This is a genomic window from Bacillus toyonensis BCT-7112, assembly GCF_000496285.1.
Taxonomy (GTDB): Bacteria; Bacillota; Bacilli; order Bacillales; family Bacillaceae_G; genus Bacillus_A; species Bacillus_A toyonensis.
Genome location: NC_022781.1, coordinates 3,310,940 through 3,324,937, shown reverse-complemented (window position 1 = coordinate 3,324,937; position 13,998 = coordinate 3,310,940). Strand labels below are relative to the sequence as shown.

The 13,998-nt window shown below is 35.1% G+C and carries 10 protein-coding genes and 1 pseudogene; 3 read left to right on the top strand and 8 right to left on the bottom strand.

Annotated elements, in window-relative coordinates; genetic code table 11:
• Positions 1-157 precede the first annotated feature (157 nt).
• Positions 158-1,450, bottom strand: a complete 1,293-nt coding sequence (locus BTOYO_RS16935; protein WP_000487216.1) for an NCS2 family permease — start codon at positions 1,448-1,450, stop codon at positions 158-160.
• A 266-nt stretch (positions 1,451-1,716) separates the two neighbouring features.
• Between BTOYO_RS16935 and BTOYO_RS16930 the strand changes: the two genes are divergently transcribed.
• Positions 1,717-3,108, top strand: coding sequence for an amino acid permease (locus BTOYO_RS16930; protein WP_001164887.1), 1,392 nt, complete (start codon positions 1,717-1,719; stop codon positions 3,106-3,108).
• 181 nt (positions 3,109-3,289) lie between these two features.
• Positions 3,290-4,837, top strand: coding sequence for a DNA-binding protein (locus tag BTOYO_RS16925; RefSeq protein ID WP_000791528.1), 1,548 nt, complete (start codon positions 3,290-3,292; stop codon positions 4,835-4,837).
• Positions 4,838-4,872: 35 nt separating this feature from the next.
• Here BTOYO_RS16925 and BTOYO_RS16920 read toward each other — a convergent pair whose 3' ends face one another.
• Both BTOYO_RS16920 and brnQ1 read right to left on the bottom strand, forming a co-directional pair.
• Positions 4,873-6,594 (bottom strand): DUF2339 domain-containing protein, encoded by a 1,722-nt coding sequence (locus BTOYO_RS16920; protein WP_000656748.1) that lies wholly within the window; start codon positions 6,592-6,594, stop codon positions 4,873-4,875.
• 135 nt (positions 6,595-6,729) lie between these two features.
• Positions 6,730-8,031 (bottom strand): branched-chain amino acid transport system II carrier protein BrnQ1, encoded by a 1,302-nt coding sequence (gene brnQ1, locus BTOYO_RS16915; protein WP_044810333.1) that lies wholly within the window; start codon positions 8,029-8,031, stop codon positions 6,730-6,732.
• 403 nt (positions 8,032-8,434) lie between these two features.
• On the opposite strand from brnQ1, the pseudogene BTOYO_RS16910 reads away from it, so the two are divergent.
• Positions 8,435-9,819 (top strand): annotated as a pseudogene (locus BTOYO_RS16910) (peptide MFS transporter).
• 31 nt (positions 9,820-9,850) lie between these two features.
• On the opposite strand, the gene BTOYO_RS16905 reads toward BTOYO_RS16910, so the two are convergent.
• The 5 genes from BTOYO_RS16905 to BTOYO_RS16885 form a co-directional block, all read right to left on the bottom strand.
• The gene (locus tag BTOYO_RS16905) at positions 9,851-10,894 is read right to left on the bottom strand and encodes a YHYH domain-containing protein (RefSeq protein WP_001249829.1); all 1,044 of its coding nucleotides are present in this window, start codon (positions 10,892-10,894) and stop codon (positions 9,851-9,853) included.
• 139 nt (positions 10,895-11,033) lie between these two features.
• Positions 11,034-11,666 carry a class A sortase gene (locus BTOYO_RS16900; protein WP_001041715.1) on the bottom strand — a complete coding sequence of 211 codons (633 nt, stop codon included), beginning with the start codon at positions 11,664-11,666 and terminating at the stop codon, positions 11,034-11,036.
• A 116-nt stretch (positions 11,667-11,782) separates the two neighbouring features.
• Positions 11,783-12,256 carry a hypothetical protein gene (locus BTOYO_RS16895; protein WP_001081109.1) on the bottom strand — a complete coding sequence of 158 codons (474 nt, stop codon included), beginning with the start codon at positions 12,254-12,256 and terminating at the stop codon, positions 11,783-11,785.
• Positions 12,249-12,467, bottom strand: coding sequence for a helix-turn-helix transcriptional regulator (locus tag BTOYO_RS16890; protein WP_002093836.1), 219 nt, complete (start codon positions 12,465-12,467; stop codon positions 12,249-12,251). The genes BTOYO_RS16895 and BTOYO_RS16890 overlap by 8 nt, the downstream gene beginning before the upstream one ends.
• 112 nt (positions 12,468-12,579) lie before the next feature.
• Entirely contained in the window at positions 12,580-13,842 is a 1,263-nt protein-coding gene (locus BTOYO_RS16885) for a 3D domain-containing protein (RefSeq protein ID WP_001105800.1), read from the bottom strand.
• Between the last annotated feature and the right edge of the window lie 156 nt (positions 13,843-13,998).

The window sequence follows — 13,998 nt, the reverse complement described above, 5'->3', positions numbered from 1 at the left end:
ATATATATTCCATTAAGTAATTTATATTTTGCGTAATTAATTTAATTTTCACTTTCTCCCGCTATTTGCGGGTAATAAACCCCTCACTAATTATAGTTTCACTTTATTATACACAAAAAAGGAGCCTCTCATAAGAAGCCCCTCTTCTATATCTATATTATAAGAATAAATGACATCCAAATAAAATTGTAAATAAGTATAGTAACGGATGTACTTCCATCCCTTTCCCTTTCACAATCTTTAAGACCGGATACACTAAAAATCCGATTGCAATTCCATTCGCAATACTAGACGTTAACGGAATACCTACAAAAATTAAAAATGCTGGTAATGCATCTTCAAACTCATCCCAATTAATATCACGAATACTTTGTGCCATTAAACTACCGACAATAATTAATGAAGGAGCTGTAATAGCAGCTACACTTGATAAAGATGCAATTACAGGACTGAAAAATGCCGTTATAATTGTTAGTCCAACAACTACAATACCTGTTAATCCCGTTTTACCACCCGCAGCAATACCAGCTGACGATTCAATTGTCGCTGCTGTTGGGCTTGTACCAAAGATAGAACCTGTCGTTCCGCCAATCGCATCTGCAATAAACGCTTTACCAAAACGTTTCTCTGTATTATCTGTAATTAAACCTGCTTGTTTAATTAAACCGAGTAATGCACCTGTCGTATCAAATAAAAGTACAAGTAAAAATGAAAATACAACACCATATAATCCATACTGAATTACATCTGAAAAGGCATTGATTGGATTTGAAACGATAATACCCTCTGGTAAATGAGGCATCGCTACAATTTTATCCTCAAACTTCAGTTGCCCCGTAAAGAAGGCGATAATTCCTGTCACAATCATACTAATAAATAATGCACCACTCACACGTAATACCATTAATACCGCAGCTAAAATTAAACCAATTAAAGTTAAAATAACGGCTGGTGAATGAAAATCACCAATCGTAACTAAATTAGATGGATGATCAACGATAATTCCAGATAGACGTAATCCAATAAAAGCAATAAATAGTCCAATTCCACCTGCAATTGCATGCTTTAAACTATCAGGAATTGCGACAATTAACTTTTGCCTAAATGAAGTGAAAGATAATAAAAGAAAAATAATACCTGTTACAAATACTGCCGAAAACGCAATGACATATGTAATCCCCTCTGCCTGTTGAACAACAGAATAAGCAAAATATGCATTCATCCCCATAGCTGGAGCAATAACAATTGGATAGTTAGCTAAAAACGACATACATAGCGTCCCAATAACTGTCGCAATAATAGTTGCCGTAAAAGCTTGATCAAATGGTACACCTGCATCAGATAATATTTTCGGATTGATGACAAGAATATACGCAAATGTAAAAAAAGTTGTGATGCCAGCTAAAAGCTCTTGCTTCACAGAAGTGTTATATTGTTGTAATTGAAACATGCTTATGTACCCTTCCTACATCTGAATTATTATCACACATTCTTTTCTTACTAGTATGTGAGAAAATATAATACTTAATCTTAACAATCAATAAAAAGAAGAGTCAATATATTCTCTAATAGTGAGAATTTTAAGTTTAAGTCTGACAACTTCAGATGTAGTACAGTTCTTTTATGATTATTTTTGTAGCATAACAGATAGAAATGTTTTATAATTTGAAATAGTTAAATATTTAGGTAGCTCATTCTACAAGGGGGATTCTTCTTATGCAGCACACAAACAAATCTGGAACTTTAAATCGAGGTTTAAAAGAACGACATATTACTTTAATGTCACTCGGTTCAGCTATTGGCGTTGGACTATTTTTAGGATCTGCTTCTGCTATTAAACTAGCTGGTCCTTCCATCTTACTAGGTTATATGATCGCTGGACTCGTTATTTTTTTCATTATGCGAGCGCTCGGAGAAATGGCAATTGAACAACCGGTTGCCGGTTCTTTTAGTAAATACGCTAATGATTATATCGGCCCACTTGCTGGCTATATTACTGGTTGGAACTACTGGTTCTTATGGGTTGTTACTTGTATGGCTGAAATTACGGCGGCTGGAATTTACATGCAGTACTGGTTCCCAGATATCCCGCGCTGGACTTGGGCACTACTCGCTCTATTATTAATGAGCGCTTTCAACTTCTTATCAGTAAAAGTATTTGGAGAACTTGAGTTTTGGTTTGCTCTCATTAAAATTGTCACAATTATCTGTATGATAGTAGTTGGAGCTGGCATTATTTTATTCGGATTCGGAAATGGTGGTATCGCTACTGGTATTTCAAATCTTTGGTCACATGGTGGCTGGTTCCCAAATGGATTTTCCGGATTACTACTCTCCTTACAAATGGTATTATTCGCTTATTTAGGCGTTGAACTAATTGGTGTTACAGCTGGTGAAGCTCAAAACCCGAAGAAAACACTCGCAAAAGCTATCGATAACGTATTTTGGAGAATCCTAATCTTTTACGTCGGGGCATTATTCGTTATGATGGCAATTTATCCATGGAACGAACTTGGTGAGAAAGGAAGTCCATTCGTATTAACATTCCAACAAATCGGCATTGCAAAAGCAGCAGGTATTATTAACTTTGTCGTATTAACAGCTGCACTTTCTTCTTGTAACGGTGGTTTATTTAGTACAGGGCGTATGCTATTTACATTGGCACAACAAAAGAAAGCTCCTGAAAGATTCGGTCGTTTAAATAAAAATGGGATTCCAAGTCAAGGAATTGTAGCAACGGCTATCGTTTTACTTGTTGGTGTTATATTAAACTACCTTGTGCCTGCAAAGGTGTTTACATGGTTAACTAGTATTTCAACTTTCGGGGCAATTTGGACCTGGGGAATTATATTAGTCGCTCAAATTAAATTCCGTAAAGGATTATCAACTGAGAAAAAAGACAAGCTAACGTATAAAATGCCTTTACATCCATTAAGCTCTTACTTCTCACTTGGCTTCCTTGCACTTGTACTATGTATAATGGCGTATTCAGAAGATACACGAATTGCATTAATCGTTGGCCCAATTTGGCTTATTGGCTTAGCTATCGTGTATTACATGAAAGGGTTTCATAAGATTGATGAAACACCTACTTCAAAGATTAGTTAAACAATTTATCCCTTCCTTATTAATTGGAAGGGGTTTTTTATTGTCTATATAAATATTTCTCAACAAAATTCACGGTATTTTTACAATTTTTTAATATTTTTTACGTTTTCTGTCTTTATTTTTTCAGAAAAATAAATTACATTATTAAAGCACATATATTTATTATTAGGGGGATTCTTCTATGAAGAATAAAAAATGGATTACATTTTCTTTAGCAACAGCAATTACACTTAGTATGGGGAGTTCGTTCATACCGTCTACTTATGCCGAAAGCTCTGTAGACCCAGCTCCTGAAATTGCTGCAAAGGTTGTAAATCAAAACAATGGGAAGAAAGTATTATTTGATAATACGCACGGTCAAACTGCAGGGACAGCTGACTGGGTTATTGATGGCGGCTTTTCTGATTTCGGAAACGGCATTGCCCAAAATGGATATCATGTAAAAGAACTTCGTAAATCAACACCTATTACATACGAAGACTTAAAAAATTACAACGTGTTTATCGTTCCAGAGGCAAATATTCCTTACAAAAAATCTGAACAAGATGCAATGTTACAATATGTAAAAAATGGCGGCAGTATCTTCTTCATTGCCGATCATTATAATGCAGATCGTAATAAAAATCGCTGGGACTCTTCTGAAGTATTTAATGGATATAGACGCGGTGCTTGGGAAAATCCCGCAAAAGGAATGTCTAACGAAGAAGCAAACTCACAAGCTATGCAAGGAGTAGAAAGTTCCGATTGGCTATCTAATAATTTTGGTATTCGCTTCCGTTACAATGCACTTGGTGATGTTTCAGCTAAAAACATTGTTTCGCCTGAACAATCATTCGGAATTACACAAGGTGTTTCATCGGTAGCAATGCATGCTGGTTCTACTCTAGCAATTACAAATCCAAAACTAGCAAAAGGACTTGTTTATCTTCCAGAAAACCCATCAAAATGGAATAACGCTGTTGATAGTGGTGTTTATAACGGCGGTGGCGTTGCAGAGGGTCCATATGCTGCAATTGCAAAAGTAGGACTTGGAAAAGCTGCCTTTATCGGTGACTCTTCTCCTGTTGAAGATGCTACGCCAAAATACGTTCGTGAAGATTCTGGCCAAACAAAGAAAACTTACGATGGTTATAAAGAAGAAAACGATGCTGTTTTACTAGAAAATATCGTAAATTGGCTATCGAAACAAGAGACATTTACAAGCTTAGATCAAGTAAACGGTTTACAACTTGATTCACCTACTGCTTTACAAACATTTGAACAACCAAGCTTATCAACAGAGCCACAACCAGAACCTTGGAGTGCACCAAACGCTGGTTATCAATGGTTTAATACAAATACATTTAAACCTGGTTCATACGGATATAACGGCGCCGTAACAGCAAACGATTATGTGATTACACGCCCTAGCATTCTACCAAACAATGAAGTGTTCCAAATAAAGATTCAAGTAAACAACTTATTACCTAATACAACTTATAATAACTATTCTTTAGGTATCTTCACGACTGGCGGAACACAGGTAGCAAAAGTCCAAAATACAAACGGCACTTGGCCATCTACTTTCGGATATAGTAGCGCCTTCTCATTCACAACAAACAGCTTTGGTTCCGCTGAAAAAATTGTGAACGTACAACTTGATTCAAATACAACTGGACAAGCAACACTTCGTCTACGCCAAAATACAACTGCTAAATATAATGAAGCTGTAACGATTAATAAGAAGTAAAAGAAAAGGCAATCCACATGCGGATTGCCTTCTTCTCATTTCTCTTCTTTTGAGAAAAACATTCTGGAAATGACGATACCTATACTACCTACAATTAAGAATAACACTGCCCTGATCATCATTGAAACTTCTGGTAAGTCTAGAAGGAATAACTTTCCTATCGTTACTACTAAAACAACTAAGCCAGCATACAATATTTCATTCATATTTTTATTCCGTCCAAGCCAAACTGCAAATAATGCATATACCATCCATAATAACGATACTGATACGCTTATTATACTTCCATCTGTAGAAAGAACTTCGCCAACTCTAGTAATTGTAATAAATACAATGACCATGAACCAATAGAGAGCTATAGAATAAACATATTTTCCAAAACTCGTTAATACATCTTTCGCTCGTTTCATGCAATAATAAAATGTACCTATTAAAATAATATGAGCAACAAACCCAGCTGAAACAAAATGATCAAACGGGCTAAAAATCGTCTGTACCATTCCAATCGCATAAATAGTGGCACTTACATACAGTTTAATTTGTTGTTTTGCTTTAATAGAAGTAACCATACCGAGAAAACCTTGTAACAATAATACAATTGCTGCATTCACTAAACTGTACTCGTATAAAATCGCTAAACTAAATGACCCCATTGCAAAACCAAATAAGAGATTTGCAAATATAGACTGTTTATTCTTCCTATATTCAAGTACAAACATAACAGTATGCACGAGTGCACTTATGACCAATCCCCACGTAGTAAAATCAGGTATTTTTGCAATAGATAAAATAAAGAAAACGGCATTTGTACTAAATATCGCTACTCTTGCTTCTTGTATAAACTCTCTCTCTGAAAACATATGCCAAAATAACAGCAAATGAATTACACCATATACAATCGTTAACTGTATTTGCAAATTCTCTACTAATATCGACATAACAGCAAAGAAGACAAACAGGACAATGGCAGCAACAACATAAGAAATCATATATAAGTACTTATAACGATTTTTCAACGCATACCATAATAAACTAAGTGTTAATATCGTCTCATATCCAAAGAAAATATAAGGATTCGGAGTCGTACTATTTAACAAGAACGGAACGAAGAAAGCTCCGACCGCTACGAAGATAGTAAGGTATTCCGATTGATACTTTTTCGCTAAATAAATCCCTAAAATAACCCATACAATATTACAGATAAACGCAATACTTGCTGGAATAAATCCATATAAATAATGTGCCGCAAACGTCGTTAAAACAATGCCTGTAATACTTCCTCCAGCTAATACTAACCCTAACGCTTGCCGCTCTCGTTTAATTTGAATATCCCCTATATAATACAAACCGATAGATAAGGCGATACCAAACACAATTCGTATCGCTGGTGTTAATAAACCAGCATCTACCCCTGCTTTAAATAACCAAATAACCCCAAGTAGCATAATACCGACAAATATACGCGGCAACCATGTTTGGCAAAACTTAATAATATTGAATGGTTCCGGTTTAAAAGCAGATATATTTACTTGTTTTTCCTCAACTTTTTGCACGGGCTCTTTGATCTTTACTACATCTTCTTGTAATTTTTCATCTATTATCGTTTCGATATATACTTTCTTTTCCTTACTAACATGTTGCTGAGCGTTTTCTACTTCTATTTCCCTTTGTTTTGCTTTCAACTCAAAAAGTGCTTCTTGCATCGTTTCAATTGTAGTTTCGAGTGCTTCTATTTTCTTATTCAAATCTTCCTTCATATGCTCCCCCCTCACCATTCATTCGAAACCTATATATTACCAATTATCTTTATCATACTCTTAGTCTATTCATTTTTAAAACTATTTTTCCAAAAAAAGAAAGGTGTTTTCCCATTATAGAAAACACCCTTTCACTTATTTGTCCTTATTTATCATGATACTAACGATTACACCAATACACACACCTACAAGAGCTGGAATGATCCATCCTACACCTTCTGTATAAAACGGAATATACTTCAATATTGGCGTCCACTGATTCGTCATCACATTTTTATTTAAAATATCGATTGCACTAAATACCGCTACAATCAAAATTGTAACAGGATATATGCACACATACTTCCCAATATATTTATGGAATAACCCTAAAATAATAAGCGTTAATGCAATTGGATAAATAAATCCAAGAATCGGTACTGAAACTTTTAAAATTTGTGTTAACCCTAAATTAGCTAAAATCATACTAATAAAGCTCAATATAAACGCCCAAACTGTATACGATACTTTCGGAAATACACTTGTAAAAAACTGACTACAAGATGTAACAAGTCCAATTGAAACACATAAACACGCAATAGTAAAAATAAGGCCTAACAAAACTACTCCGCCTTGTCCAAATAACGTCGTCATCACTTGTGCTAACACATTCGCCCCATTATTAAACGTACCTAACGAACCGCTAATTGAACCCACATATCCGAGGATGACATAAATAATAGATAATAAAAGACCTGCTCCAATACCAGCAATACTCATATATTTCGCTAAGCCTTGATCATCTTCAATACCTTTTGCACGTAAAGCATTTGCAATAACAATACCAAAGATTAAAGCCGCTAGCGCATCCATCGTTAAATATCCATCTAAAAATCCTTGGAACATAGGAACTTGTCCGTAATTTCCAGTAGCCTCTTTCACACTACCAACTGGTGTAAACATAGTTTTTATAAAAATAAGTGCAATCATACATAATAATAAAGGCGTTAAAACCTTCCCAAATAAGCCCATTAATTTAGATGGCGATAAACTTAACCAGTAAACAAAGCTAAAGAAAACGATCGTATAAACTAGTAAAACTACACTACCCGATTCTGGGAATAACTGACCTGGTCCCATTTCAAATGCTAGACTTCCTGCACGTGGTATACCAAGACCAGGTCCAATAAATAAGTACACAATACACGGAAAAATAATTGCAAATGAAGAATGTACTCTACCCGCTAACGTTTGAAAGCTTCCTGCTTTTGCAACAGCAATAACACCTAATATCGGAAGACCTGTTGCTGATATAATAAAACCTAACAGCGCAATCCACACGTGTTCTCCTGCTTCATATCCAAGGAAAGGCGGAAAGATAAGATTCCCCGCTCCAAAAAACATAGAGAATAGCATAAGACTAATAAGTAAAATTTCTTTTTTCTGTAACAATTTCATTTCTTTCTCCTTCTTCAATTTCATCTCTTGTGAAATCAATTCCACATATAGAAAAACGCGATAATCCGCTTCCTTACAAAGAAAACATAGTCCATAGTCTATCACAAAAGAAATGCCCATTCTATAGCTATTTCCCTTTTCCAATTTCTTCTGAAAAATCAACCTTTCCCCGCATTAACGGACAGTAAGACTCCCCCCCTAATAATTAAGCTAATAACCGGATATCCAGTGGGAATCAAACTGCCCATAAAAGCCCGATTCGTTCAACTAATAATCATATTGGAATAAAATCTTCCAATATGATTAAAGTTTCACTTCATTGACTTATAATAGTTAATAAAGTAAAATATTAAATATACAAAATTATTAACCTTGTTTTTGTTTGTGTCAGGAGGAAAATAACATGGAATCAGCGATACAACTAGAAAAAGAACAGCAAAGAAAAAAGAAACATCCTCCAGGTTTATACTTACTCTTCTTTACAGAAATGTGGGAAAGATTTAGTTACTATGGATTACGAGGATTATTAACATTATATTTAACGACAGCTTTAGTAAGCGGTGGTCTTGGGTTTAGTCCCGCATGGGCACTCTCCATTTACGGATTTTATACTGGAGCCTGTTATTTCACACCAATGATTGGTGGATACTTAACAGACCGTTTTCTAGGTAGAAGAAAAGCCATCACAATTGGTGGTATAACGATGGCAATCGGTAACCTTACACTATTTGCCTTGCAAAACCAATTAGGCCTATACCTCGGATTAGCGCTTATTATTATCGGTAATGGATTCTTCAAACCGAATATCTCTACACTGGTTGGAGAATTATACGAAGAGAATGATCCAAAACGTGATAGTGCATTTACCATTTTCTACATGGGTATTAACGTTGGGTCATTTTTAGCTCCACTCGTTTGCGGATTTTTATCAGAAAATTTATTCAAAACAACAGTTGATGGCGTTGTACATTACGGATTCCGTTACGGTTTCTTAGCAGCTTCAATCGGAATGATCATTGGACAAATTTTATTTACAACACTATCAAATCGCTTCCTTGGTGATATCGGTAAAAAACCAACTCGCGATTTGCAAACAGCTGCTGGACAACCATCAGTAGGAGATACACCGTTAACAAAAAAGAAAAACAACGTACCGCAGTTATCGTCATTTTAACGTGCTTCGTTGTCTTCTTCTGGGCTGGTTTTGAACAAGCTGGTAGTTCATTAACACTATATACAAACAAATTTGTAGACCGCTCTGTGTTCGGATGGGAAGTTCCAACATCTTGGTTCCAATCGGTCAATCCATTATTTATTATTTTACTTGCCCCAGTCATTTCAGCATTATGGGCAAAACTTGCAACTCGCAAGCGCGGGGATTTAAAAATCCCAACCAAAATGGGACTTGGTATGATCTTACTCGGTATCGGTTATATCATACTTGTTATCGCTACATTAAAAACAGGTAGTGACGAACATAACATTACGGAAAAAGCAAACTTACTATTTATCGTCTTTACGTATCTTTTCCATACGTTAGGTGAGCTATTCTTATCACCTGTCGGACTATCAATGGTTAGTTCTCTCGCTCCAGTAAAACTTGCTTCTTTACTAATGGGTGTATGGCTAGCAAGTTCAGGTATCGCCAATATTTTAGGTGGACAACTTGCAAGCTTCACAACTTCACTTGGATATGCTGAAGTGTTTACTGTTATCGGCGCTGTAGCGATTGTTTTAGGTTGTGTTTTATTATTAATCTCTAAAAAACTAGTAAAATGGATGGATTAAAAAAAAGATGAGGAATTTCTCCTCATCTTTTTTATGCCTTCTTACCTTTTTCTATTGCTTGCTCATACAACTCTTTATGTTCTTTATATTCACTTGGCACGAAACTCTTATAGAAAAATGAAAACCAGCTGTCTCCCTTTTTAAATCCTTCTTCTCGAATTTCCGTTGCTTTTTTATTCGATTTAAATCCTTCAGTAAACCATTTTTTTAATGAGCCATTCTTTTCATACTTGGCAGGAATCTTCAAATCATAGTTTTCAAACGCATACTTATATCCAGCCTTTTCTACTGCCTTTTTTGTAGACTTATAGCCTTTTTCATACGCTGTTTCATATGACTTCACGTATACATCTTTCTCATTATTTCCAGGATTCTTTTCAGCTAGTTCCTTACCAGCCTTTTCCCCTAGTTCAGCTTGCTCTTTTTCAATTTTTTCTGTTCTCTCTTTATTTCCCACTTGGAAACCTTCTGCAAAGATCTGCTTAAAATCTGGAGTAATTTGACTATCGTCCATCGTCTCTTGTGCTAAGCCCTGTTCTTTTCCTTTTTCAAAATGCGTTTTCTTCTGCTCTTCTAAAGACCAAGTAGTAGTATAAGCAGTTGTAAATGCTTGTTTATATGTATCTGATTTTCCAGCTAAATGTACTTGTACGTCATTTTTCCCTGCTTTAAAATCAGTCTCTCCATTTTTTTCGCCTTCAAGTTGACCTTTCTCCATATCAACTTGGCGCTTAGCTTCCTCTTGCTTACGTGCCTCTTCTGCTTTTCTTTGTTCCTCAGCTACACGTTGTCTCTCTTCTTCAGCTTTACGCTGTGCTTCTGCAGCACGTTGTTTTTCAGCTTCTACAGCACCATTATTATTTTGGCTAGGAGCTGGACTCGTTGCACCACTACTAGAAGCTGGTTTATTGTGATAATGATATTCCCCGTACTGTAATCCCCATTTTTCACAGTTTGTACGACACGTATGTCCACCATTCGCATCTGTACGTCCTGGATGCGCATAAGCTGAAATTGGAGCTATCAATAACGCTACACTTGTTGTTAAAAGAAGTTTCTTCACCTGTTGTCTCACTCTTGTTCCTCCCAAAATTTAGAATTCTAAATTTATTATACATAAATAGAAGGATTTTTAAATACAAACTAAAATATTCTATTATTTCTCAAAAGTAGTAAAAAAGAAGGTCAACTCTTTAAAGAGTTGGCCTTCTTTTTTATTTCTTCGCCTTCGTTCCTACTAAATCACCAGCTACAACATAACGCTTAGAATTATCTTTTACAGATACACATGTAATAAGCGTTATCTCATCTTTCCCATGATCTTCTACAACTTCCCATTTATCCGGAGTTACTTCAGATACACCAGTAACAGCGTACTCATATTCATTTTCATTATCATATAAATAAATTTTATCGCCTTTTTTCAAAGATGCTATATCACTAAATAAAACACCTTTTTTAGACATGTTATGCCCTGCTAGTGCGTAATTCCCTTTTCCCATTACTTGATTTTCTTTTACTGTCGCTGCACCTGATAACAGGTTTTTCTCAGTAGAAGATTTTAAAACAGGAATTTCTAATGAAACACTTGGAATCGAAATACGACCGATTACTTGTTTTTTATCTAACGATGCATTCGCTACTTCTGCCAAGTCTGGTTGATTAATTTTTGACGCATCTACAAATTCTGTCTCATGCTTTTCATAATCCATCTTTTGAACAGCTTGCACATTTTCAGTCTGTTTCTTTTCAGCCTTATATCCATCATAAAATGGCTTTCCAATTAAAACCCCACCTACAACAAATAGAAGGATTGCTACTATACTATAAATTCTTTGCTTATTCATATACAATTCCTTTCCCTTACAAAATCTTACTCTATATAAAATGATAAAATAATATTGCTATATGTACAAGTATAAGCTGAAAAGAAACCTTCTTGCCGATGCAAGAAGGTTTCTTTTTAAGCAATTTTATTTCGATATAAAGACACGTGAAAAATCGTCATCTGAATAAAGAAGATACTAAATGCAATATATATCGGATATGCAGGAACATATAGAATAACAATTGGAGAAAGAGTTAAAAACCCAACCGCACAAGGCAACACATACCATAATGACATAAATGTAGTACGACAAGCCTTTTCTGTAATTGCCTTTTCACGCTCATCTTCTTGAGGAAATAATAGTGGAAACATCCAATACGAGAGCTCTTTATATTTTTTCTTTTGAATTTTATAAAGAACCGTCGATACAATACCAAATGTTAAAAGTAATCCGAGCGGTATTAAACTTATTGAAACTTCAAATGGTACTCTCTTCGTTTGAATAAAATTAGCGACTTCAATAGTAAAATAATACAACTCAATAAAAGCCCAACCTGCTAATACCATTAAAAGTACATTTAGCATATAAGAAAATACAAGTCTATTCATCCTCTTTCCCCTCCTTATTTAAAACAAACACATCTTCCATCTTTAACTGGAACACATCACAAATCGTAAGTGCCAATAACAACGAAGGAACGTAATCCCCTTTTTCAATTGCAGCAATTGTTTGTCTCGTCACTCCAACCTTCTCTGCTAATACACTTTGCGAAAAATTGAAGCGAGCCCTAAATTCTTTCACTCTATTTAAAATGGTCAATTTTACCACCTCTCACCATCATTGTATGCTATCCTTAACAAAATGTAAACTCAACTTAACATAATTTTTACAAAAAAATCCAACTTTACGTATTATAAAGTTGGATTACGTGTTAGTTTAAAATTGTAACTTTAACATTTTTTCTGCCCCAATTACTAGATGAAGCTTTATCAGGCATTAAAACATCGATTTTGTGACCTTTAATTGCGCCACCAGTGTCTGCTGCAATTGCTTGTCCATAACCTTCAACATATACAGTAGAACCTAATGGAATAACACTTGGATCTACAGCAATTAATTTCATTCCTGGGTTTGCAGTTAGATTATAGCCTCCCCATGCAGAATACACTTGTTGGCCTGGTGCATAACCATTTTCAGCTGGATCTGCTGTATAAGCTGTTGCATGTACATATATTTCTCTTCCACCAGCAGTTGGCTTCGAAGGTTGTGCAGGTTCTACCTTCGAATTATTATTCGCAACAGGTTCAGCTGGTTTATTAGCTTTCTCTTGCTTTTGTTTTTCAGCAATTTCTGCTTGTGCTTTCACTAAAGCTTCTTGCTCAGCCTTTGCAGCCGCTTCTGCTTTTGCACGCTCTTCTGCTGCAATTCTTGCTGCTTCTTGCTCACGAGCAATCGTCTCTTGTACTGCCTTCATATTTGACTCAATTTTAGCTTTTTCTTCTGCTGCTAAATTAAGTTGGCTTGCAATCTGATTGTATTTAGCTTGAACTGTCTGTAAGTTATCTTGACGTTTTTTCAAGTTATCTTGCAAATCAGCTTGCGCTTTTGCTAATTTTTGTTTGTCTACTACTAAAGATGCTTCTTTTTCGTCAATTGTTTTCTTATCTTCTTCAATTTGACGAAGATCTTGTTCTTGTAGACGTAAAATTTCTTTATCAGCTTCTAAAATAGTAGAAACTGCATTCATACGTTGTAAGAAATCTGCAAAGTTTTTTGACTCTACAACAACTTCTACTACTAAACTTGTATTTGAACTGTTTTGAACAGAAACCATACGTTTTCTCATAATATCTTTACGAGCAAGGACTTTATCCTCTAAAACGACAATTTCATTCTTTTTTTGCTCAATCTGCTTATGTGTTTCATCGATTTTACGTTGAATAGCAGCTTGATCCTCTTTATTTTTTGCAATTGTATTATTTAAGTTATGTAGTTCGTTTTCAATACCTTGAATCTCTTTACTAACAGCTTGCTTCTCTTGCTCTTTCTTCTGCATATCTGCATCGTTTTGCTGCAATTGCTGTTGCATGTTGTTAAGTTTCTCGTCGTTTGACTCTGCTTTTACAGCGACTGTACTAGAAAGACCGATAATTCCTGCTAATACTAGACTACTGATTCGCTTAAAATAGTTCATAATCCGACTCCCTTCTTATACAGTTATACATGATTTATTTTACAGTTTGTTTACAATACTATTAAATACAGTTTATTTTTCATGACAAAAAATAGGGAATTATAAATAAAATGTAATAGATTCTTAAATATTTAACAATTCCTATATTTAAAAATT

Excerpts from the sequence above, each read along its gene's own strand:
- brnQ1 (WP_044810333.1), bottom strand. The coding sequence starts at position 8,031 with ATGAAATTGTTACAGAAAAAAGAAATTTTACTTATTAGTCTTATGCTA.
- BTOYO_RS16920 (WP_000656748.1), bottom strand. The coding sequence starts at position 6,594 with ATGAAGGAAGATTTGAATAAGAAAATAGAAGCACTCGAAACTACAATT.
- BTOYO_RS16895 (WP_001081109.1), bottom strand. The coding sequence starts at position 12,256 with ATGAATAGACTTGTATTTTCTTATATGCTAAATGTACTTTTAATGGTA.
- BTOYO_RS16900 (WP_001041715.1), bottom strand. The coding sequence starts at position 11,666 with ATGAATAAGCAAAGAATTTATAGTATAGTAGCAATCCTTCTATTTGTT.
- BTOYO_RS16930 (WP_001164887.1), top strand. The coding sequence starts at position 1,717 with ATGCAGCACACAAACAAATCTGGAACTTTAAATCGAGGTTTAAAAGAA.
- BTOYO_RS16925 (WP_000791528.1), top strand. The coding sequence starts at position 3,290 with ATGAAGAATAAAAAATGGATTACATTTTCTTTAGCAACAGCAATTACA.
- BTOYO_RS16935 (WP_000487216.1), bottom strand. The coding sequence starts at position 1,450 with ATGTTTCAATTACAACAATATAACACTTCTGTGAAGCAAGAGCTTTTA.
- BTOYO_RS16885 (WP_001105800.1), bottom strand. The coding sequence starts at position 13,842 with ATGAACTATTTTAAGCGAATCAGTAGTCTAGTATTAGCAGGAATTATC.